The organism is Methylobacterium sp. 77 (assembly GCF_000372825.1).
Lineage (GTDB): Bacteria > Pseudomonadota > Alphaproteobacteria > Rhizobiales > Beijerinckiaceae > Methylobacterium.
Map to the genome: position 1 here is coordinate 1423577 of NZ_KB910516.1, position 21199 is coordinate 1444775.

Annotated in this window: 18 protein-coding genes and 2 tRNA genes; 10 read left to right on the forward strand and 10 right to left on the reverse strand. The window is 67.6% G+C overall.

Annotated features, from left to right (window positions below; all coding sequences use genetic code 11):
* Positions 1–33: 33 nt before the first annotated feature.
* A tRNA-Cys gene (locus A3OK_RS0106660) sits at positions 34–107 on the reverse strand.
* Between the two features lie 207 nt (positions 108–314).
* Between A3OK_RS0106660 and A3OK_RS0106665 the strand changes: the two genes are divergently transcribed.
* Both A3OK_RS0106665 and A3OK_RS0106670 read left to right on the forward strand, forming a co-directional pair.
* Positions 315–390, forward strand: a tRNA-Asn gene (locus A3OK_RS0106665).
* Between the two features lie 345 nt (positions 391–735).
* A complete protein-coding gene (locus A3OK_RS0106670; protein ID WP_026597003.1) occupies positions 736–2058 on the forward strand; it encodes a glycosyltransferase family 1 protein in 1323 nt (440 codons plus the stop codon).
* 260 nt (positions 2059–2318) lie between these two features.
* On the opposite strand, the gene A3OK_RS23915 is transcribed toward A3OK_RS0106670, so the two are convergent.
* Entirely contained in the window at positions 2319–2492 is a 174-nt protein-coding gene (locus tag A3OK_RS23915; RefSeq protein ID WP_155911969.1) for a hypothetical protein, read from the reverse strand.
* Here A3OK_RS23915 and A3OK_RS0106680 point away from each other — a divergent pair.
* The 5 genes from A3OK_RS0106680 (at position 2491) to A3OK_RS0106700 (ending at position 9754) form a co-directional block, all read left to right on the forward strand.
* Positions 2491–4680, forward strand: coding sequence for a polysaccharide pyruvyl transferase family protein (locus A3OK_RS0106680; RefSeq protein WP_019904167.1), 2190 nt, complete (start codon positions 2491–2493; stop codon positions 4678–4680). The two genes, A3OK_RS23915 and A3OK_RS0106680, sit on opposite strands and share 2 nt — an antisense overlap.
* A 154-nt stretch (positions 4681–4834) precedes the next feature.
* Positions 4835–6148 (forward strand): glycosyltransferase family 1 protein, encoded by a 1314-nt coding sequence (locus A3OK_RS0106685; protein ID WP_245259323.1) that lies wholly within the window; start codon positions 4835–4837, stop codon positions 6146–6148.
* Positions 6149–6219: 71 nt separating this feature from the next.
* On the forward strand, positions 6220–7221 hold the full coding sequence (locus tag A3OK_RS0106690; protein ID WP_019904169.1) for an NAD-dependent epimerase/dehydratase family protein: 1002 nt from the start codon (positions 6220–6222) through the stop codon (positions 7219–7221).
* Positions 7222–7281: 60 nt separating this feature from the next.
* Positions 7282–7623 (forward strand): hypothetical protein, encoded by a 342-nt coding sequence (locus tag A3OK_RS22425; protein WP_019904170.1) that lies wholly within the window; start codon positions 7282–7284, stop codon positions 7621–7623.
* A 343-nt stretch (positions 7624–7966) separates the two neighbouring features.
* The gene (locus tag A3OK_RS0106700; RefSeq protein WP_019904171.1) at positions 7967–9754 is read left to right on the forward strand and encodes an outer membrane beta-barrel protein; all 1788 of its coding nucleotides are present in this window, start codon (positions 7967–7969) and stop codon (positions 9752–9754) included.
* Positions 9755–9842: 88 nt separating this feature from the next.
* Here A3OK_RS0106700 and A3OK_RS0106705 read toward each other — a convergent pair whose 3' ends face one another.
* The 6 genes from A3OK_RS0106705 to A3OK_RS0106730 form a co-directional block, all read right to left on the reverse strand.
* The gene (locus A3OK_RS0106705) at positions 9843–10439 is read right to left on the reverse strand and encodes an AprI/Inh family metalloprotease inhibitor (RefSeq protein WP_019904172.1); all 597 of its coding nucleotides are present in this window, start codon (positions 10437–10439) and stop codon (positions 9843–9845) included.
* Positions 10440–10608: 169 nt separating this feature from the next.
* On the reverse strand, positions 10609–11859 hold the full coding sequence (locus A3OK_RS0106710) for a cytochrome P450 (RefSeq protein ID WP_019904173.1): 1251 nt from the start codon (positions 11857–11859) through the stop codon (positions 10609–10611).
* The gene (locus A3OK_RS0106715; RefSeq protein WP_019904174.1) at positions 11856–13151 is read right to left on the reverse strand and encodes an FAD/NAD(P)-binding oxidoreductase; all 1296 of its coding nucleotides are present in this window, start codon (positions 13149–13151) and stop codon (positions 11856–11858) included. Before A3OK_RS0106715 ends, A3OK_RS0106710 begins: the two co-directional genes overlap by 4 nt.
* Positions 13148–13393, reverse strand: a complete 246-nt coding sequence (locus tag A3OK_RS0106720; protein ID WP_019904175.1) for a ferredoxin — start codon at positions 13391–13393, stop codon at positions 13148–13150. The genes A3OK_RS0106715 and A3OK_RS0106720 overlap by 4 nt, the downstream gene beginning before the upstream one ends.
* Before the next feature lie 92 nt (positions 13394–13485).
* Positions 13486–14013 carry a GNAT family N-acetyltransferase gene (locus A3OK_RS0106725; protein WP_019904176.1) on the reverse strand — a complete coding sequence of 176 codons (528 nt, stop codon included), beginning with the start codon at positions 14011–14013 and terminating at the stop codon, positions 13486–13488.
* 26 nt (positions 14014–14039) lie between these two features.
* Positions 14040–14813, reverse strand: a complete 774-nt coding sequence (locus tag A3OK_RS0106730; RefSeq protein ID WP_051092978.1) for a DUF3750 domain-containing protein — start codon at positions 14811–14813, stop codon at positions 14040–14042.
* Between the two features lie 201 nt (positions 14814–15014).
* On the opposite strand from A3OK_RS0106730, the gene A3OK_RS0106735 reads away from it, so the two are divergent.
* Positions 15015–17159, forward strand: a complete 2145-nt coding sequence (locus tag A3OK_RS0106735) for a TonB-dependent receptor (protein ID WP_026597004.1) — start codon at positions 15015–15017, stop codon at positions 17157–17159.
* Between the two features lie 87 nt (positions 17160–17246).
* Positions 17247–17516 (forward strand): hypothetical protein, encoded by a 270-nt coding sequence (locus A3OK_RS0106740; protein ID WP_019904179.1) that lies wholly within the window; start codon positions 17247–17249, stop codon positions 17514–17516.
* Positions 17517–17663: 147 nt separating this feature from the next.
* On the opposite strand, the gene A3OK_RS0106745 is transcribed toward A3OK_RS0106740, so the two are convergent.
* Together A3OK_RS0106745 and A3OK_RS0106750 are read right to left on the reverse strand one after the other, a co-directional pair.
* Positions 17664–18038, reverse strand: coding sequence for a DUF6481 family protein (locus A3OK_RS0106745; RefSeq protein ID WP_019904180.1), 375 nt, complete (start codon positions 18036–18038; stop codon positions 17664–17666).
* A gap of 213 nt (positions 18039–18251) precedes the next feature.
* The gene (locus A3OK_RS0106750; RefSeq protein WP_019904181.1) at positions 18252–18461 is read right to left on the reverse strand and encodes a cold-shock protein; all 210 of its coding nucleotides are present in this window, start codon (positions 18459–18461) and stop codon (positions 18252–18254) included.
* A 688-nt stretch (positions 18462–19149) separates the two neighbouring features.
* Here A3OK_RS0106750 and A3OK_RS0106755 point away from each other — a divergent pair.
* The gene (locus tag A3OK_RS0106755) at positions 19150–21063 is read left to right on the forward strand and encodes an autotransporter assembly complex family protein (protein ID WP_051092979.1); all 1914 of its coding nucleotides are present in this window, start codon (positions 19150–19152) and stop codon (positions 21061–21063) included.
* The last annotated feature ends 136 nt before the right edge of the window (positions 21064–21199 follow it).

Genomic DNA, 21199 nt, shown 5'->3' on the forward strand with positions numbered 1-21199 from the left:
GGGGCCCGTCCCTCGTGGACGGTCGGGAAAAGTTGGAGGCCTCGCCCGGAATCGAACCGGGGTGCGAGGATTTGCAGTCCTCTACGTAACCACTCCGCCACGAGGCCTCTGGCACATCCCTTTTCGAGAGGGAATGGCGCCTCCGGATCGGGCGGCCGATCCGGGGTGACGGGTCTCATACAGAGCCCGAGCCCCGTTCGCAACGGGGATTCCGCCACGAGAGCCCAATGCGCGGCGCCGCCGCAAACAAAGCCGACAAACATGCGGACGGCCCTTGCATCCTTCGTGAGCCGTGTGTAGAGACCCCGCCGTGGTCCCCGATAGCTCAGTTGGTAGAGCAAGCGACTGTTAATCGCTTTGTCGTAGGTTCGAGTCCTACTCGGGGAGCCAAATACCTGTTCAGATCCGATGCTGATGCCGGATCGGTGCGCGACGGGCGGTCGGACCCGTCGCAACTCGACAATCCCTGTCTTACCGCTCATCTCCTCATCGCATTCGCAGGACGCTTCATTTTTCCTGACCGACTATGCGCGCTGGGTGCGATGCGATAGCCTCGACCCGTGGCTGCGGGAGCGTCATATTTTAGGCGCGTAGTTCTCGCAGGTGGCCTTGGCGTTTTCGAGCAAGCGGGGCGTACTCGTCGATGGCAGCAATGGCTGACACCGTAGGTGGTCAGAAGACGGCACATACAATGTGTCGGCGTTTTTCCATCGTCGAATCCGCGATTATGGTTCCATGACAGATCACAACATTCTGATGGACTACACGGATCTGGTTTCCTTCTTCAAAAGAGGGCTTCCGATCACCGGAATTCAACGGGTCGTGTACGAAATCACCAGCGCGATTCAGGCCGACGATTCCGGCGCCGTCATCACGCCCATCGGCATCACGCCGTTCAAGCGGCGGCTCGCGCCCATCAACGGCGCGATGCTGGAACTCATCGAGGCCTATGGCAGGACCAACACCGTCCATGGCCGTTCCCTCGTCGCCAAGGCGGTCGAGGAACTGAGCTACGTCCGCATCTTCAAGGGTCAGGTCGCCGCGGCCGCCGATATCTCCATGCCTCGGGCAGATCCGTGGTTGGTGATGCTCGGTGCGAGTTGGTCGCGCTCGAACTACCACGGCATCATCAGCGCGATGAAAACGGCCGGGATCGCGTGCCGCAAGGCGGTCCTCGTCCACGACATGCTGCCGATCGAGCGGCCGAAGCTGACCTTCCGCTCGGCGGAGGCGACCTTCAAGCGCTGGATCGACCTCGTTCTCGAGACTGCGGACGTGATCTTCACGCCGTCGCGGGCCACCGCGGAGGCGCTGATCGCCTATCAGGGGTTCGATTGCGGGCGTATCGTGCAGCTCGACTTCGGCGTTTCGCAGATCGGCGACAACACCCCTCCGAAACCGCTCAAGGTCAAGGGGCCCTACATCCTCTACGTCTCGTCCGTGCATCCCCGGAAGAACCATCGCGTCGCCATCAAGGCATGGTCGCTGGCCTTCAAGGGCAACGAGGAGGCGGCGCCGAGCCTCGTCTGCGTCGGCCACAGCAAGCGCAAGAGGCGTATGCTCCTGCGGGCCATCGTCCGACGGACGCCGCTGGCCCGCAAGCTCCATTTCCTCGCCAAGGTCGACGACCTGGCATTGCGGACCCTCTACAAGGGCTGCCAGATGTTCGTGTTTCCCTCCCGCTACGAGGGGTGGGGCCTGCCGGTCGCCGAGGCTCTGAGCTTCGGCAAGTTCGGCATCGTCTCGGACACCACTTCCCTGCCCGAGGTGGGGCAGCATTTCGTCGATTACGCGAAGCCCCATATGCCGCGCGAATGGGCCGCCAAGATCAAGACCTACGCCACCGATCCCGCATTGCTGCGGGAGAAGGAGTGCGAGATTGACAAGAACTTCCGTGCGACCACCTGGACGGAAACCGGCCGGCAGATCATGGCGGCGCTGAACCGTTTCGACGAGCGCGCCAAGACCGCCCGGGTCGCGCAACGTCCCGCGCCGGCCCGTCGTGTGGTGTCGACCTCCGGCGGTGCGAGGCAGCGCGTCTCTCAGACCGCACCGTGACGATCGTCACGGTGCGGTCTCGATTCCGGTTTCTGCTTCCCTCCGTGCTCTCGGCGCCGGGGTGGTGCTGGGAGCGGCGTGCGGTTTTGCCTGCACCGCGACATCCCGCCCTGGACACCCTGCGGAATCCGCCTTAATCAGGCGCACCAATGACTTGGGCGACTCGGAGAGCTTGGCATTCAGGCAAGAAAATGCGGAATGATCCAAGCTTCTTTGGTCGAGACGGTCTCGGTGATTCCGTTGAGATGACGAAGAGATCGTCATTCGAGCGTCGATGTCATTTCTGCGCAGCCGGTCTTTCGGTTGAGGTGGCGAAGCCCATGAGCATCGGCCGCGTCGATGCTTGCGGGTCCGAGGCTTGCGGCCCCAAGCCATGCCATGACGATGTGATCATTGTTTTCGTTTAGAAAATCAAAGAGCAAGGACGTGATCATGGCGACATCCATCACCCGGTACGTGCGCGAGAAAGGCGAGATTCCTCTGGCCTGGGCCGGTTCGACCCTGGACATGAACTATCTCAATTTCGGCGACGCTCTGAGCCCGGTGATGATCGCCCTGCTTTCGGGCAAGCCGATCCGCAGGGCGCCGATGAAGTCGTTCGCGCCTCGCCTCTCCTGCGTCGGTACGATCGGGCACGGATTTGCCAATGGCGAGGTCTGGTTCTGGGGGACGGGGTGCTCGAACTGGGCGAATCCGTCCGCACCGGCGGCGGACAAGAAGCCCTTCGTCCCGTCGGAGGATTCGCACTTCACCGTGACCGCGACCCGTGGTCCGGTCTCGGAGGCTCTGCTTTCGGGCAGGACGCTCTCGCATGCCGTTCCCTACGGCGATCCGGTCTGGCTGCTTCCCCGATTCTACAAGCCCACCATCAAGAAGCGCTACAAGCTCGGCGTTATCCTGCACCTGTCCGAACTCGCCAACCGCGAGATGGAGGCCGTGCCGCGCAAGGAGATCGCGCGCTTCCGGATCCCGGCCGAACTCGCCGACGACATCCATCTCATCACGACCGTCACGGAGCTGCATGTCGGCGCCCTGCAGTCGAAGATCGACGAGATCCTGTCCTGCGAGCGCATCGTCTCCACCAGCCTCCACGGCATGGTGATCGCGGAATCCTACGGCATTCCCTGCCTGTACTTCGCGCCGAGCCTGAGCAAGGACGGCCTGCAATCGGTTGAACTCACCCCCGGTGGCGACGTCGATCTGCGCATCGTCGACCTCTATACCGGCCTCGGCCTTCCGAAGATCGACGTCTACAACCAGCCGCGGCCCAAGCCGAGCGACTGGCCGGCGATCATGAAGGCCATCGACCAGACCTGGGCGCCCAAGACCTTCGACGGCGATGACCTCATCAACGCCTTCCCCGTCGATCTCAGCCCCATCTCCGCCGCCCCCGGCGAGACGATCTGGGAGCATAAGGCGCTCACGGATCTGAAGCTGCGCCACGACGTCGGCGAACTGAACCGGCTCGACCGCAAGGAATTTCCGGGAGGCGCCAAGGTGGCCGCTGCTCGATTTCCTGAAGGGGCTCCCAAAAGTGCTGCCAAAGCTGCTCCCCAGCCGGCTGGCGAAGATGCTGCCGTGGCCTCCGCGGCGAAGCTAGAAAAAAAAAAGAGCTCCGTCGCTCTCCTGAAGCGCATTAAATCGACGCTGCCGCCCGGTTCGGTTCCCCTCGCCTGGGCGGCCAGTTCGAAGAAATTTCCCTACGCCAATTTCGGCGACGCTCTGAGCGCCGTCATGGTCGCCGCCATTTCCGGGCGTGTCGTCCGGCATGCGGCCTTCGACAGCAATTCCGAGCGGCTGGTGGCGGTCGGAACCATCGGTCACGCGGTGAGCAACGGCACGCTGCACATGTGGGGTACCGGCCTCGACGCCCAGCGCTGTCCGGGCAATCCGAATCCGGCGCCGTACCAGCGACCGGCCGGAACCGAGTTCCACGTCCATGCCGTGCGCGGCCCCAAGACCGGCGCCGTGCTGAGGGCCCAGGGCATCGCCGTCCCGGAGATCTACGGTGATCCGGTCTACCTGCTGCCCAAGTTCTGGCCCATGGACCACGTGGTGAAGACCCATGAGATCGGCGTCATCGTCCATCTGACCGAACTCGCCTCCCAGGATCCCGCCGCCGCGGTCCTCGACGTGATGACGCGCTACGGCATCCCGCCCGAGCGCAAGGGCGATATCCGGATCATCAACACGATCACCGAGCGCGACGCTCCGTCCCTGCGCGCCAAGGTCGAGGAGATCGTGTCCTGCCGGCACATCCTCTCCACCTCGCTCCATGGCCTCGTGATCGCCGAGTGCTACGGCATTCCCAGTGCCTGGTTCGCGACCTATGGCAAGGGCGAAGGCCGCGAGCTCAAGCTCGACGACGACGAGGAGAAGGTCGATCACCGGGTCCGGGACTTCTACCTCGGTGCCGGCGTGACCCGGCTCAATGCCTTCTGCCTGGAGCGGCGCGCCCAGCCCGAATGGGACAAGGCCCTCGACTGGATCAAGGCGACCTGGCGCCCGCTGACCTACTCGCCCCAGGCGCTGTTCGACGCGTTCCCGCTGCCGAAGGCGGTCGAGTTCGAAGCTTCCCCCTGGCCGGTCGAGCCGAGAGTGCTCAAGGCGCTGAAGTTCTAGGCCCGCCGGACGCGCCGTCTCGTCGATCCCACGAAGCGATCGAGCGGATTTCATAGGACACGGGCCGGCCCATCGGGACGGAGACGACGCTCGGCCCGAGTCTTTCATCCATGACGCGACCGACCCATCGCAGAACCATCTGAGGAAGCCCCGAATGCCCAAGAGTATAATGTTGGATGGGTACAACCTCGGCCTGGAGAAGGGGACCGGTGTCGCCACCTACGCCCGCAACCTGAGCTACGAACTGCATGAGCTCGGCTACCGGACGGACGTCCTCTACGGGACTCGCGCCTCGCCGGGCCTCGATCCGCTGCTGCGCGAGATCTCGTTCTTCGATCCCGCGGTCGGCAAGCCGCCCCAGTGGCTGCTGGTCCTGCGCTACCTCCGCGACCAGCTGACCTCGCCCCTCGGACGTCGGGCGGTGAAGGTGCCGATCACCGGCACGGTCATCAGCAAGACGTTCGAGTCGCGGATGCCGTATTTCGACCAGATCTGGAACAGCGTGAACCTGTTCGACGTCTCGCTCGCCTATTTCAAGACCTACAACCGCACCCTGCGCGTCAGCGGCCTGCGCACCCCCGACATCATGCACTGGACCTATCCTCTGCCGATCCGGATTCCGGGCGCCAAGAACATCTACACCCTGCACGACCTCGTGCCCCTGCGCCTGCCCTTCACCACCGGCGACATCAAGCGGCGCTACCTGCGCCTGATGCGGCGCATCGTGAAGGATGCCGATCACATCGTCACCGTGTCGGAGACCTCGCGCCGCGACATCATCAACCTGCTCGGCTGCCCCGAGCACCGGATCACCAACACCTACCAGTCGGTGGAAATCCCGAAGAAGTTCTCCGAGAAGCCCGACGACGTGGTCCGCCGCGAGATCGAAGGCGCGTTCGGCCTTCCCTACAAGGGGTATTTCCTCTTCTTCGGCGCCATCGAGCCGAAGAAGAACGTCGGACGCCTGGTCGAGGCCTATCTCGCGAGCCAGGTCTCGTCGCCCCTCGTCATCGTCGGCGGCGCCGCCTGGAAGTCGGATGTCGAGTTCAAGTTCATCAATCCGCTGACGAACTCGTATCTCGAGCAGGTCGACAACCTGACCTACCAGCGCGACCGCATCCGGCGGTTCGACTACGCGCCGTTCTCCCTGCTCGTCAGTCTCATCCGCGGCGCCAAGGGCGTCGTTTTCCCCTCGCTCTACGAAGGCTTCGGCCTGCCCGTTCTGGAGAGCATGCTGCTCGGCACGCCGGTCATCACCTCGCGCGAGGGCTCGACCCCGGAGGTCGCGGGCGACGCGGCCCTGCTGATCAACCCCTACGACACCCGCGACATCGCCGACGCGATCCGTGCGGTGGATTCGGATGCGGACCTGCGCGCGCGCCTCTCCGAGATGGGCAAGGTCCAGGCGGCGAAATACAGCCCCGAGATCTATCGCGGGCGCCTCAAGGAACTCTACGAGCGACTGTAAGCGGACCTTTCCGGACCGCCGCCGGCCTTGTCGGCAGGCGGTCCGGGCAATCGTGAGGGCGCGACCCGAACATGGCGATTCTCGTGACCGGAGCGGCGGGCTTCATCGGCTACCACGTGGCCGATCGCCTGCTCGCGCGCGGCGAGACGGTCATCGGCATCGACAATCTCAACGATTATTATCCGGTGGCGCTCAAGCGCGACCGGATCGCCGATATCGAGACGCGCCGGGGCGACGCGTTCCGCTTCCTGCCGCTCGATTTCTCCGACCACGAGGCCCTGGACAGGGGCCTCGCGGCGTTCGAGATCGACAGGATCGTCCATCTCGGCGCCCAGGCCGGGGTGCGCTACTCCATCGAGAACCCGCGCGCCTACGTCCAGGCCAATGTGGTCGGTCACCTCAACATCCTGGAATTCGCGCGCCACCGGGCGGTGGCCCATCTGGCCTACGCCTCGTCCTCCTCGGTCTATGGCGGCAACACCTCCCTTCCCTTCCGGGTCGAGGACCGCGTCGACCACCCGGTCTCGCTCTATGCCGCCACCAAGAAGGCGGACGAGTTGATGAGCGAGACCTACGCCCATCTCTATCGCCTGCCTCAGACCGGCCTGCGCTTCTTCACCGTCTACGGGCCATGGGGACGGCCCGACATGGCGCTGTGGCTGTTCACGAAGGCGATCTTCGCGGGAGAGCCGATCCGCGTGTTCAACGACGGAGCGATGCGGCGCGACTTCACCTATATCGACGACATCGTCGCCGGCATCCTCGCCTGCCTCGACAACCCGCCCCCCGATGACGGCGCGGAGAAAGCGGGCGGCAGCCGCGCGCCGCACCGGCTCTACAATATTGGCAACAATTGCTCGGTCCCGCTCCTGCGCATGATCGACGTGCTGGAAGAGGCCTGCGGACGGCCCGCGATCCGCCGGTCCGAGCCGATGCAGCCCGGCGACGTGCGGGAGACCTACGCCGATCTCGGCGCCATCGCCCGCGACCTCGGCTATGCCCCGACGACGCCGATCGAGGTCGGCATCCCGGCCTTCGTGCGCTGGTTCAAGGCCTATCACCGCCTCGGCTGACCGATGTCGCGGACGGGTTTTCACGACGAGGCCCATGGGCGCCGGGGATCGTCCGGCCGCATGACGGGCGCGGCCCAGGCTGGTGATCGGAGTGGTTTCCTCGACGCTCCACTCATCTTCGGCGGCATCGGTGGGGGCAAGCTCTATGCCGGCGCGGGGTCCGATACCTTTGCTTTCAAGGCGAACTTCGGGCGCGACACTGTCTATGGCTTCGAGTCGGGCCTAGACCATTTCAACGTGTCGGCCTTCGTCGGCCGTTTCGATCAGGTCAGCATCAGTGAACTTCACGGCGGAGCCGATACGCTGATCACGCGCGCCGGAATTTCCGGGACCAACAAGATCATCCTGCACGATGTCGCCGCGTCATCGATCCAAGAGACCGATTTCATCGGTTTTCCCTGAGCGCCCGCCCACGATCGGAGCAGACCAGGCCCGGCCGGCTCATTCCGCGCCGGGCTTCTTCGTTCTCCGCGCCCGCGCCGGCAGGATCGAGCCGACACGACAAGGCTCGGCTCGATTTTAAGACAACGCTAACCCTGTTCTTTTACCACGTTGAGGTCGGCGAAGGCCGTCCTCACGAGGGTGTCGCGCGGTCTCGATCGCGGCGGCCTTCGTGTTGGACCTTCACCGTCGCGTCCGTCGCGCCGGTCCCGGGATGCGCGAGCGGATTGCCGTGATCACCCCGGGGAGCGGTCCTGTCGTGCGCACCGCTCGGCACGGAAGGTCCGCGGAGAGACATTCATCCGTGACGCGTGCAGGGCCGATCGCTGGATGGCGCAAGGGAGGGCTTCACGGCCTGATCCTGACGGCCGCCGTCGCCCTGCCGGGGGCGGAGGTCCTGGCCCAGGCGATCCCGACCCCTTCGAACCAGACCGTCTCGAACCGGGGGACGCGGCCCGGCACGGCGACCTTCGGCAGCAGCAGCCCCTCCTCCGCTTCCGGAGCCTCAAGCGAGGGCGGCCCGACCCTGCGCGGCAGCGGCGCGTCCGGCGACGCTTCCACGGGCGCGCTCTCCCCGAGCGACGATTCCGCCTTGCAGATCGGCGACGGCCTGTCCAATGCCCCTGCCCGGCCGCGGTCCCGCGCCCCGGTGCCGAGCGCGACCACCAGAGCCGGCAACAACCGCACGCTCACCGACATCCTGCGCCAGCGCGCGATCCCGCCGCGCCGCTTCGGCCTCGCCACGGCGCGTCCGGTCCGTGCCATCGTGCAGACGCCCCCGCCGGACCTGCGTCTCACGCCGGTGATCCGCAATGCCGTCGTCGGCGCGCCGCTGCCGACGCCGTCGCCTTCGCCGCCCTCGGCCCCCTCCCTGACCCTGCTGCCGCTCGCCGGCATCAGCACGCCGGGCGCTGTCCTCGGCGCGGCCCTGCGCCAGCCGCTCGCGGTGGACCAGGCCTATGCCCCCCTCGGCGTCAAGGTCGGCACCTTCACCGTCCTGCCGGTGTTCCAGCAGAGCGTCGGCTACGACACCAATCCGGACCAGATCACCGCCAACCGCGCCAAGGGATCGCTGGCCCTGCGCACGGAGGGCGAACTCGCCTTCCGCAGCGATTGGTCGACGCATGAACTCGCGGGCGAGCTCCGCGGCGGCTATCTCGACTTTCCCGACAATCAGGCCGCCAGCCGGCCCAACGGCGCGGGCGCCGTCCGCCTGCGTCTCGACGCCAACCGCAGCACCAGTATCGATGTGGAGACGCGCTTCCTCATCGACACGCAGCGGCCGGGCTCGCCGGACATCAATGCGACGCTGTCGAACCGTCCGATCGTGGCGAGCTACGGCACGACTGTCGGCGTCACGGAGACCTTCAACCGGCTGCAGGTCTCGCTGCGCGGCCTCGTCGACCGGTCCGAGTTCGAGAGCGCGACGCTCTCGAACGGCGCGGTCCTGAACCAGAGCGACCGCAACCTGAACCAGTACGGCCTGAGGCTGCGCGCCGCCTACGAGATCTCGCCGGTCATCGCGCCCTTCGTCGATGTCCTGGCCGATACCCGCGTCTACGACCTGCGCACCGATTCCAACGGAATCCGCCGGAATTCCGACGGCATCACCGTCACGGGCGGCGCACGCGTGGCCCTCACCCGCTTCATCAGCGGCGAGGTCTCGGCGGGCCTCCAGCACCGGACCTATGTCGATCCGACCCTGAAGGATCTCACGGCCCCTATCATCAACGCGGCCCTGATCTGGACGGCGAGTCCGCTCACCACGGTGCGGCTCAACGCGACCACCGGCATCATCGAGACCGCCGTGCCGGGATCGAGCGGCGTGCTGACCCAGGCGGCCACCCTGGAAGTCCAGCACGACCTCTTGCGCAACCTGTCGATCACGCTCGGCGCCGGCTACCTCGCCAGCGACTACGACCGGGTGAACATCACCGAGCGCGGCTTCTCGGCCACCGCCCGGCTCGATTACCGCTTCAACCGCTGGCTCTCCCTGCGCGGCAGCTACATCTACCAGCAGATCGACAGCAGTTCCGCCGGGTCGAGCTTCAGCGCCAATACCTGGCTTCTGGGGCTGCGCGTCAGCCCCTAAGGGACTGCGCCAGGGCATGTCCTGTTTCTAAAAAGATGAAGCAGGAACAGGATCTTGCGATCGGTTTTCGAAGCTGCGTCGCAGCTCTTTACCGTGCGAGAGCCAGCGAGGCACCGGACTTGGACAGAGCACCGTCCAGCGCCCCGCCACCCTGGCGCAGGCGGGCCGTGACGGTGCCGCCTGGCTGGTAGAGATAGACTTCGCCGTCGCGGTAATCCCAGGCGGTGACCTTCGCGAGATCCTTGTTGGCGCAGCCGGACGCGTTTGCCTTGTAGAGGTCGAGGGCCGGTGCGCTCGACAGGGAGACCTTGCAGGTCGCGCCCGTGGCGTCCCTGGCGTTCCAGCTTCCCACCACCGAGGAGCGTCCGCTCGACACGATCGGCGGTGCGGGCGGCGGCACGTAGGTGGGCTCCACGACGACCGGGGCGGGAGCCATCGCCACGTCGGCACCGAGGGGCGGAGGCGGAGCGTCGAGGGGCGCGGCGCTGGCGCCGGGCGGAGGCGCGAGGGGGGCGGAGGTCACCGGACCGGAGGGCATGGCCGGGGCGACCGGCTCGAGAGCGGCCTGGGCACCGAGGCCGGCGCGGCTGCCGCGGCTCGGCCCGTCGAGACGCGACGAGCTGCAGGCTCCGAGGCTTGCGGCAAGGGCGACGAGGGCAACGGTCGACAGGAACTGACGCGGCATCGATTTCTCTTCCCGGCAGGGACATCGGCAATAGGCCGCTGCGTCACCGGCAATTGCGCTGACGGCAAGGCAATCCGCGAGGCCGAACGGGGAAAGGCGTGACGCCCCGGCTTTTCGGGCAGGGTGTGGCGGCAAGGCCGCAATCGCACCCGTCCCCTGCGCCGTGAGGTCAGCGCCGGGGTGCGACCCCGTCGATGGCGAGCCGCAGGTGCTTGGGGCCGCGCAGGGCCGCGCCGGGGCGATAGGGCGGCGGATCGTCGACGAGGCGCGGATGGATGAGGCGCTGTGCCAGCGCCACCAGTGCCGCTTCCGCCTCGAACCGGGCCAGCGGCGCGCCGGCACAGTAATGCAGGCCGCCGCCGAAGCCGAAATGGCGAATGTCGGGCCGGTCCGGATCGAACCTGTCCGGGTCTCGGAATACCGCCGGGTCGCGATTGCCCGAGGCCAGGAGGAGCACGATGTCGGCGTCCTGCGGGATCGTGGTTCCGGCGATGTCGATGGCGCTCAAGGCGCGCCGCGTCCGGAAATGCACCGGCGGGTCGAAGCGCAGCATCTCCTCCACCAGGCGCGGGGCGAGGTGAGGCTCTTCAGCGAGCCGGGCGAGGATGTCGGGGTGGCGCACAAGCGCCAGCATGCTGTTGGCGATGAGGTTCACGGTGGTCTCGTGCCCCGCCACCAGCAGCAGGATGGCGCTGGCGATGAGGTCGTATTCGCCCATCTGCGGTGCGTCCGCGCCGGGTGTGCCGCTCAGGCCCGACAGCATGTCGTCCTGCGGGTGCCGGCGCTTCTCCTTGATCAGGCCGCCCATATAGGTCGCGATCTCGTCGAACGTCGTGATGTTGGCAGCCCGCGCCTCCTCGTCGCCGAGGTTGTCGGGCTCGAGCGCCGAGGCGAGCTGCGTCGCCCAGCCGTGGAATTTCGGCTCGTCCTCGGGCGGCACCCCGAGCATCTCGCAGATCACCGTCACCGGCAGCGGGTAGGCGACGTCGCAGACGAGATCGAGGCTCGTCGCGTGGCTCTGCTTGTCCAGGAGGTCGGCCACCAGGACGTGCGCGCGATCGCGCATGGCGTGGACCCGCTGATGGGTGAACTGACCCATCACGGCCATCCGAAGCGTGTCGTGGTCCGGTGGATCGCGGAAGATGAAGGGGCGGTGGCTGTTGGTGACGCGGTTCTTGAGCGGATTGATGATCCAGTCCGAGACCGGGTTGCCCGTGCGCGGGCGCTCGCTCGGCGGCAGGGTTTCCGAGCTGATCCGTGGATCGTGGAGGAGGCTCGTGATCGCCGCATGGGTCGAGACCACGTAGGTGCCGTCGTCCTGGCGCGAGACGGGCGTCTCACGCAGGCGGGCATAGAGCGGATAGGGATCGGCCCGGTTGGCCTCGTCCTTGACCGCCTCGAACAGGCTCCCGGTCTTCATGGCGATGTCCGTACCTCGGGAAAGCCCGGCGCCAGTACGGTCAGGCTGTGTTCGTCGGTTCCGCCGCGGATCGGCGGGAACGGGGCACGGGCGGCGATCCGCTCGGCATAGGCCGGGAGCCAGCGCGCGGAATCGAAGGACACGGCCGCGATGCAGCGACCCTCGCGACCGTAGACGACGACGAAGCGCCCCTCCTTCGGATTCCCTTGCGCGAAGACCATGGCATCGGCCCCCTCGGTAAGCCCCACCGACTTGATCGTGATGCCGCCCTGCGAGGACCAGAAGGCCGGCATCTCGGCATAGGCCGTCCCGGCGGCCATCCCGGCGAGGAGGCGCCCGGCATGCTCGCCCTGCGCCACCGCATGGCCCCAATGCTCCAGGGCGACGGGGCGGCCGTCGTAGAGCGGGTGGGGAAAGCGCGCCACGTCGCCGGCCGCGGCGATGGCCGTATCGGGGCGTCCCTCCGTGTCGAGGGCGTGGCCGGCCGCGTCGCAGGCGAGACCGCCCGGGCCGACATCGAGACCGGAGCCGTGCAGCCATTCGGTGTTGCGCACCGCGCCGAGGGCCACCACCACGACGTCCGTCTCCACCGAGCGGCCATCGTCGAGGATGGCTCGTACCACCCGGCCGGCCGTATCGCCTTCGAGGCGCTCGACCTTGGTTCGGCTGCGCAGGTCGACGCCGAGCGTCCGGTGCAGGGCAGCGACGATCTCTCCCACCGGCTGCCCGAGGATGCGCGCAAGAGGCGCCGGTCCCGGATCGATCAGCGTGACGGCGAGGTCGAGGGCCCGGCAGGAGGCCGCGACCTCGCAGCCGATGAAGCCGGCGCCGATGATGAGGACGCGCTTGGGGCCGGCGGAGAGCGCCCGCCTCAGGGCGTCGGCATCGTCCCGACCGCGCAATGTATGGACCCCGATGAGTCCCGCTTCGGCCGGGTTCGGCCAGGATCGCGCGCGCGATCCGGTGGCGATGAGCAGGCGGTCGTAGGCAAGCGTCGAGCCGTCGGCGAGCCTTATCGTGCGGGCGTCCCTGTCGAGGCCGCTGGCGGCGATGCCGAGCCGCCATTCGGCATCCAGGGCGTGGAAGTTCGGCAGCCGCGTCGCCTCGGGCGCGACCTCGCCGGTGAGCACGGATTTCGACAGCGGCGGCCGGTCATAGGGGCGGTGCGCCTCGTCGCCGACCAGGGTGAGGCGGCCGGCAAAACCCGAACGGCGCAGGGATTCGGCGCCGCGCAGACCGGCGAGCGAGGCGCCGACCACCACCGCATGTCCGTCGATCATCGCTTCGGTCATCGACCCTGCCGCTCCGGGTCTTCGACCCGGATCGCCTGGACCGGGCACGAGACCCGCGCCCGCTCGATGGCGAGACGGTCGGAGGCGGACGGCGCGGGGTCGTAGAACAACGCCTCGCGCCCATGCAGAGTGAAATGCGCCGGCGCCGCATAGCAGCACTGGGCATAGGCCTGGCAGCGGTTGAGATCGACGGTGACGCGCAAGGGCGGGGAATCGTTCGGCGGGGACGAGGGATCGGGCATGAGGCTCGCTGAGGGAATCCTTCCGACAAGGCGTCCGGGCAGCCGAGGTTCCGTCTCGGGGGCCGCGCGGTCGTAAAGGTCGCGTCTGTGCTTCAGGTCGCGGCGCCGGTCCCGAGCCTGCGGTGCATCACCAGGGCGTCGACAAACCCGAGACGCGGGTGCCGGAACGCCTCGGGCAGGCGGGCGAGTTCGGAGAAGCCGAGGCTCGTCCACAGGGCGACCGCGCGGGTGTTGCTGGCCACGACGAAGTTGAACTGCATCGCCAGGAAACCCTGGTCGGTGGCAATGGCGATGGCATGGTGCCCCATGGCGCGGGCGATGCCGCGCCCGACCGCATCGGGATGGGTCATGAAGCCGGCATTGGCGACATGCGCTCCGCCACCCTGCTGATTCGGCTTGAGCATGAAGGTGCCGAGCACGGCGTCCCCGCTGATGCAGACGAAGACCTGGTTCGCCGGGGCGAACCAGTAGGCCAGCATGGCCTCGCGGGAACCGTCCCGCGGCAGCGCGTAGGTCTCGCCCGCCCGGATCACCGGCTCCAGGATCGACCAGATCGCGTCGGCATCGCCGGGTTCCGCCGGGCGGATGACGAGTGAGGTCGCCGCGGACTTCTGATTCATGCCCTCTCGATTCATGCCACCCCGATTCATGCCACTCCGATCCTGCCCCAGCCGGGAAGCTTGAGCGCCGGGCGGCGCAGGTCGAGCCCGGCGACGAGGCCCAGCAGGTTGACCTCGATTCCCTCGACCCAGCCGAGGGTGATTCCGGCATAGCCACCGAAGGTCAACCGGATGCCGGTGCCGCTGGGCGTGCGCTCGACGATGCGTCCGGGCGGCGCCCAATCCTTCCCCAGGGCCGTCGGCGGAAGGGTCACCTGCGGCTCTGGCAGGCGGGCGAGCACGTGGGCGGCAAAGCTGTTCGAGTTCGGTCCGGGCCAGGCCTGATAGGTCCCGAGCGCGCGATAGGGGTAATCCGCCACTGCGACGCGGATCGCCGGGATGGCGCGAGCCGCCTCTGCGCCGTCGAGGGCGAGGACGGTCTGCGGATCATTGCCGAACCAGCGGCCGTCCGCCGCCCAGCCGTCGGTGCGGACCGGCATCCCCCAGCCGACCACGTCGTAGCGGGTGTATCGGGGCGCGCCGGCCGGTTTCACCACGATCCAACTGTGATGGGCGAAGATCCCGCGCCAGCGCCCGACCCGCGCCGCATAGACCCGGACCAGAGCGGGGTCCGACGCGCCGGGAGGACGCAGCAGCCCGGCGCTCGACCAATCGGCCACGGACCAATTCGCCGCGCCGCCGCCCCGCGCCATCCACCACAGGGCATGGGTACCGAGCGGCAGCAGGAACACGCCGAGCAGGACGAGGCCGAGCACGCGGAGCGTCGTGCCGAGAACGGAGAGGGAGATCACGGAGGAGATGTTTGCCGGCGCGGTGCCCCGCGCAAGCGCCGCCTTCGTCGCAGTCACGGCGTTTCCACGGCGATGGCGACCGCAGCGCCGATGATGCGCTTCGGCCACAGCCGGTGTCCAAGCTGCGCTGCAATACCACCATCCCCTTGCCGCATCGAGCGTGCTCAGCAATGAAACATTATAACGTAGTTCTTGCGGGGCGTGACGCGGATGAGACGATCGAGGATCTGGCTGGCCGGGACGATGCTGTCCGGCGCGGGCCTGACATCCGCTGCGATGATCGCCCCGGTGGCAGCGCAGCAGGCCGAGGCGACGCTCTCCGAACTGACGGTGACCTCGGCGAGCCCGATCCTCGCCGCGCCTCGCACCGCCGCGACCTCGGGCTTTCCCACCGGCGTGCTGCCGGTGGTGACCAACACCTTCTCGCCGGTCACCGTGGTCACGGCCGAGCAGATCGCCCGCGACCAGCCGCGCACCCTCGGCGATGCGCTCATGGACCGGCCGGGCATCTCGGCCTCCACCTACGCACCGGGGGCGGCGAGCCGGCCGATCATCCGTGGCCTCGACAACAACCGGGTGCGCATCCAGGAGAACGGCGTCGGGATTCAGGACGTGTCGGAACTCGGCGAAGATCACGGCGTCCCGATCAACCCGCTAGTGACGAACCGGATCGAGGTGATCCGCGGTCCGGCCTCCCTGCGCTACGGCTCGCAGGCGATCGGCGGCGTGGTCAGCGCCGAGAACAACCGCGTCCCGACCTTCATCCCGGCCGGCGGCATCTCGGGCCAGGCGACCACCGGTTATTCCTCCGTGGACAATGGGCGGCTCGGTGCCGTCAGCGTCGATGCCGGGGGCCAGAACGTCGCCATCCATGCCGACGGCTTCCGCACCGCGGCCGACAGTTACGGCACGCCGGCCGGCATCCAGCGCAACTCCGCCAACGAATCGCAGGGCGGCGCGGTGGGCATGTCGTTCATCGGCGATCGCGGCTTCGTCGGCCTGTCCTACAGCCATTACGACGCGCTCTATCAGATCCCCGGCGGCGGAGCCGCCGAGAGCCGGACCCGCCTCGATCCGAATCAGGACCGGCTTCTCGCACGCGGCGAGTATCGTCCCCTCGAAGGGCCGTTCGAGGTGATCCGCTTCTGGGCCGGCGGCTCGGTCTACCGGCACAACGAGACCGGGATCGGCGAGGATGGCGTCGATGGAATCCAGGCGACGTTCAAGAACCGCGAGGCCGAAGGCCGGGTCGAGCTGCAGCACGTGCCGGTGAGCCTCGGTTTCGGCACCCTGACCGGCGCCCTCGGCCTGCAGACCGGCCGGCGCACCATCGGCACGTCGGGCGAGGCCGGCAGCCTTCTCGCGCCGACGGATTCGCGCAGCAACGCGGTGTACCTGTTCGAGGAGATCGCTCTCGGCAACGGCCTGCGCGTCCAGGGGGCGGGGCGGATCGAGGGCGACCGCTCCACCGGCACGGCGTCGCTCTTTCCCGGGGATTACCTGCCGGTGGACGGGCAGGACCCGCTCTCCTACGGCCGCCGCCGCTCGTTCGCGCCGAAGAGCCTCAGCTTCGGTGCCCTGCAGGACCTGCCCAACGGTTTCGTCGCGAGCCTCAACGGCTCCTATGTCGAGCGCGCACCGACGGCGTTCGAGCTGTATTCGCGCGGACCGCACGACGCCACGGAGACGTTCGAGATCGGTGACGCCAACCTCAAGAAGGAGCGCGCCCGCACCGTCGAGCTCAGCCTGCGCCGTCGCGAAGGGCCGTTCCGCCTCGACGCCACCGGCTACTACACGCGCTACACCAACTTCATCTACAAGCGCGAGACCGGCATCGGCTGCGGTGACGACTTCGCCTCCTGCGGCAGCGACGACGAGTTGCAGCAGATCGTCTACTCGCAGCGCAACGCCGCGTTCTACGGCGCGGAGATCGGCGCGCAGCTCGATCTCCTGCCCGTGGGCAACGGGTTCGCCGGCATCGAGGCGCAGTACGATTTCGTCCGCGCGCAATTCGACGATGGGTCCTACGTGCCCCGCATCCCGCCGCACCGCCTCGGCGGCGGCGCCTTCATCCGCGCCGACGGGTGGTATGCCCGCGTGAACCTGCTCCACGCCTTCGACCATATCGAGACCGCCTCCCTGGAGACGACGACGCCGGGCTATAACGACCTGCGCGCCGAGATCAGCCACACCAAGGTGCTCGATCGGACCCTCTACGGCGCCAGTGAGATCACCTTCGGACTACAGGGACGCAACCTGCTCGACGACCGGATTCGCAACTCGGCCTCGTTCAAGAAGGACGAGATTCTTCTGCCCGGACGCAACGTCCGTCTGTTCCTGACTGCGCGGTTCTGAGGCACCCGAAACGGCCGGCGGACAGTTAACTGCCCGCGGAGCGGCAAAGCGTGCTAAGGGATGAGCAACCCCGCACGAACCCGTGCCTTGGGCAAACTCCATGAGGCCCAAGTGGCGAATGCGTTCAAGAGTGGTGCGTCTCAGTCTCGCACCACCAACGATTTCAACGAGCGGGCCAAGCAGCTCTCCGAACGTCTCGGTGCCATCGAGAAGCCCGCGCAGATGAAGCGCGGCAATGCTCCACGTCGCTCGTTCAAGGCCGGCCCCCGCCCCGAGGCGGATACCGAGCCGAAGGGTGAGGTCGAGACGACGTCCGAGAAGGACGAAGGCGAGGCTGAAGGCGAGACCGAGGCCTGAAGCCGGCTCTCGAGCCGCGCTAACGCCGAGGGCCCGGACCGAAGCTGCGGATACGAAATCCGCTGCTGCGATCCGGGCCCTCGGCGCTGTCTTGGATCATTACCGTCCCCGCCGGCGACGGCCGTCTCGATACGGCGAGACGAGGCCTCAGCGGCGGGCCTTGGCTTTGCGGGCGGCGTAGCGCGCGTCCCGCTGAGCCTTCTTCTCGGCGAGATCGATCGTCTTGCGTTCGGCGGCGAGGCGCGTCTCTTCCTCTTCGCGGGCGATCTGGGCGGCGAGTTCCGCCTCTTCGCGGGCCCGCTTCTCGGCGGCGGCCTGCTTCTCGGCGGCGATACGGGCGGCTTCGCGCTCGCGCGTCCGTTCCTCGCGGGCCCGGGCGACCTCGGCGCGGGCCTGGGCCTTGGCGATCATGTCCGGGTCATCCGCCGGTGGACGGGCCTTGAATTTTTCCAGCAGCATCTGCTTGGCGCTGGCGGAGTTCTTACGGCGATCGTCGAAATTCCTGTAGTCGAAGGCGCTCATCTGACCTTTCTCATGTGTGTGTCTCGGCCCGGCCCGCATGTGGAGGCACGCGGAGCGGCGCCTTGCTGTGAATCATCGAAAGTCCGGCTCGAATCGGAGAGCCAATGCCTCACGATTCGGCCGGAATCAACAGAAGCCGCCCATGACAGGGCGGCTTCTTACACAAGTGTTGAACGAAGGCCTCACATGGGGTGGCCCTCGCCCGTTTCAGCCTCAGGCGGCCTGGAGGTTGCCGGCGGATTGCTTACCCGTGCGCCGGTCGCTCTCGATCTCGTAGGAGACCTTCTGTCCCTCGATCAGGTTGCGCATGCCGGCGCGCTCGACGGCCGAGATGTGGACGAACACGTCCTTGTCGCCGTCATCCGGCTGAATGAAGCCGTAGCCCTTGGTCTCGTTGAACCATTTCACGGTACCCGTGCTCATGGTGATGTCCTTCTCGCCGTCGGGAGGAACGCGATTGCAGTCGTCGCGGCCTCGTCTCGAATAGGGGGTGGAGGGGCCTCTCGGGTCGCACAAAGTCATGCGCGGCCGACAGGGCGCAGGGTCTCGGAGATGCGATGGGATCGAAGCGACGGCCCGCGGCAGTTCTGCAGCGACTGCTGGGCGTGCGACCCGGGATGAACCGGCGGGGGATCATAGAAGACACGGTCCGATAGGTGAAAGTTAGGTTGCCTGCGATGCTCAGACAAGGCTCCCGACCGTTCCGGGTTCCCGATGAAGGCCGCGATTTCACACGGAGCGTAGCCGGCTCGGACGCCGGGATGGTTCCCGTTTCCACTCCCTCGGACGGGGGCTGCGGCACCGCCGAGGTTGCCCTGGCTGGAGGCGGCGGCTAGGCTTGTCACTCTGCGACATGAGGCGAGGAACGACCTTAACGACCCGGTGAGGGGTCGTCACGGAAGGTTGACCGGCATCGAAGCGGGGGCGGGATGACGGAGTCGAAGGCCGGCGTGCAAACCTTTAGGGGGGCGCCGTCTCGGATGACGCGAACTGGCCGGCCGGGATCGCGGGCGGGCCGTGCTTCGTGACGTCGCACACGCGTGATGCGAGGGTCAGAGGCCTGAGGCACGGCTGCGCGGGTGTGGCTCTGGCCGTCATCGGCGGCGTGTCGATGAGCGCCCTCGCCTGCTCCCCGGCGGCGGCTTTCGATCTGTTCGGCATGTTCGGCTCCGAGGAGGAGCCGTTGGCACCGAGCCGCGAGACCCTGCCCTATTCCGTCAAGTTCCAGGGTCTCGAGGACGAGGACGTGCTGCAGGCCCTGCAGGACACCTCGACACTCTACCGCCTGCGCCAGGACGCGCCGCCCGACGGCGAAGGCATCGTGCGGCGGGCGGAGGCCGACCTGCGCCGCCTGTCCGACGTGCTCTCCGGCTACGGCTATTACCAGGGCAAGGTCGCCATCCGCATCGATGGCGTCGAGCTCTCCGGCGAAGCCGCGATCGCGGCCGCGGCGCGGGCCGCCGAAGGCGCGCGAAACAACGCCCTGGTGCCGGTGAGGATCGTCGTCGATGCCGGCCCGCTCTACAAGCTCCGTAATGTGGCGGCCTCCGATCCCCGCGGCAGCGATTTCCCGGACGAAGTCCTGCCGGAGCGCTTCACGCGGGTGGGCGACGATGTCCCCGCGCGCTCGGCCACGGTGCTCGCCCGCGAGGCGAAGATCGTCGACCGCTTCCGTGCGCTGGGCCATCCCTTCGCCAAGGCGGTCTCGCGCGATCCCGTGGTGGATGACAGCGCCCATGTCATGGATGTGCGCTTCACCATCGATCCCGGCCCCATCGCCGGGATGGGCGAGGTCGCGGTGCGCGGCACCACGGGTCTCGACCCGGCCGTGGTGCGCTCCTTCATCTACAGCGAGCCGGGCGATCCCTATTCGCCCAAAGCGGTGGCGGAGATCCGCCGGTCGGTGGCGAAGGTCGAGGCCCTCGGTTCCGTCCGGGTGCGCGAGGGCGAGGCGCTCGACGCGCAGGGCAACCTGCCGATCTTCGTCGACGTGACCGAGCGCGACCACAATCTGATCGGCGTGGCGGCCCGCTATTCCACCGTCGACGGTCCGGGCATCCGAGCCTATTACGCCAACCGCAACCTCTTCGGCGGCGGCGAGACCCTGCGGCTCGACGCCGACATCTACTATCTCGGCAACGACCTCTACGCGAAGCAGCGCAAGGCCGCCGGCATCGACTCCAACGGCCTGGGCGGCCGGCTCTCCGCGACCTTCGTCAAGCCGGCTTTGTGGGGCACGCGCAACGACCTAGTGGCGAACGTCTTCGCGGGGCGCGAGGCGCAGCAATCCTACGTCTCGGACGCGGCCGGGGGCACGATCGGCATCCGCCACCGGTTCTCGGATACCTTCTACGCGCAGATCGGCATCGACGGGCAGGCCGGCCGCTCGCAGGACGCGCTGGGCAAGGTCGATTACCGCCTCGTCGGCGTGCCGCTCTCGGTCGCGTACGATTCCACCGACAATCTCCTCGATCCCACGCAGGGGTTCAGGGCCACCGCCTCGGTGACTCCCTATGCCGGGTTCCTCGGTTCGGATCCGTCGATCTTCGTCGCCAAGGCGCAGGGCTCGACCTACTATGCCCTCGACGACGAGGCTCGCTACATCCTCGCCGGCCGCATCGGCTTCGGCTCTATCTCGGGAGCGAGCCTGGAGGAGATCCCGGCCAATATCCGCTTCTTCGCCGGCGGCGGCGGCTCGGTGCGCGGCTTCCCCTATCGGACGCTGGGGCCGCGCGGGCCGTTCAACCTGCCGGTGGGCGGACGCAGCCTGCTCGAAGCCTCGGTGGAGGCGCGGGTCAAGATCACCGACACGATCGGAATCGTGCCGTTCTTCGATGCCGGCACCGCCTTCGAGGGAAGCCTGCCGGACTTCGAGGAGCGCATCCGGTACGCCGCGGGTTTGGGTCTGCGCTACTACACCGGCATCGGCCCCATCCGCGTCGACGTCGCCTTCCCCCTCGACCGGATCAAGGGCAACCGCGAGCGCCCCGTCGCGCTGTACATCAGCCTGGGGCAGTCGTTCTGATGGGATTTTTCAGAGGCGTCCGTGCGAGCCGTCCCTCCCCCCTCTGCGGGGGAGGGTGGCCCTCGCGTGAGCGAGGGTCGGGAGAGGGGAGCGCCGTATCCAAAGAGGTCGCCCCCTCTCCCGCCTGCTCCGCAGG

Bases quoted from the DNA above. Each gene is read 5' to 3' on its own strand.
- A3OK_RS0106670 (WP_026597003.1), top strand. From the start codon at position 736: ATGACAGATCACAACATTCTGATGGACTACACGGATCTGGTTTCCTTC.
- A3OK_RS0106680 (WP_019904167.1), top strand. From the start codon at position 2,491: ATGGCGACATCCATCACCCGGTACGTGCGCGAGAAAGGCGAGATTCCT.
- A3OK_RS23915 (WP_155911969.1), bottom strand. From the start codon at position 2,492: ATGATCACGTCCTTGCTCTTTGATTTTCTAAACGAAAACAATGATCAC.
- A3OK_RS0106685 (WP_245259323.1), top strand. From the start codon at position 4,835: ATGCCCAAGAGTATAATGTTGGATGGGTACAACCTCGGCCTGGAGAAG.
- A3OK_RS0106690 (WP_019904169.1), top strand. From the start codon at position 6,220: ATGGCGATTCTCGTGACCGGAGCGGCGGGCTTCATCGGCTACCACGTG.
- A3OK_RS22425 (WP_019904170.1), top strand. From the start codon at position 7,282: ATGACGGGCGCGGCCCAGGCTGGTGATCGGAGTGGTTTCCTCGACGCT.
- A3OK_RS0106705 (WP_019904172.1), bottom strand. From the start codon at position 10,439: ATGCCGCGTCAGTTCCTGTCGACCGTTGCCCTCGTCGCCCTTGCCGCA.
- A3OK_RS0106710 (WP_019904173.1), bottom strand. From the start codon at position 11,859: ATGAAGACCGGGAGCCTGTTCGAGGCGGTCAAGGACGAGGCCAACCGG.
- A3OK_RS0106715 (WP_019904174.1), bottom strand. From the start codon at position 13,151: ATGACCGAAGCGATGATCGACGGACATGCGGTGGTGGTCGGCGCCTCG.
- A3OK_RS0106720 (WP_019904175.1), bottom strand. From the start codon at position 13,393: ATGCCCGATCCCTCGTCCCCGCCGAACGATTCCCCGCCCTTGCGCGTC.
- A3OK_RS0106725 (WP_019904176.1), bottom strand. From the start codon at position 14,013: ATGAATCAGAAGTCCGCGGCGACCTCACTCGTCATCCGCCCGGCGGAA.
- A3OK_RS0106735 (WP_026597004.1), top strand. From the start codon at position 15,015: ATGAGACGATCGAGGATCTGGCTGGCCGGGACGATGCTGTCCGGCGCG.
- A3OK_RS0106745 (WP_019904180.1), bottom strand. From the start codon at position 18,038: ATGAGCGCCTTCGACTACAGGAATTTCGACGATCGCCGTAAGAACTCC.
- A3OK_RS0106750 (WP_019904181.1), bottom strand. From the start codon at position 18,461: ATGAGCACGGGTACCGTGAAATGGTTCAACGAGACCAAGGGCTACGGC.
- A3OK_RS0106755 (WP_051092979.1), top strand. From the start codon at position 19,150: ATGAGCGCCCTCGCCTGCTCCCCGGCGGCGGCTTTCGATCTGTTCGGC.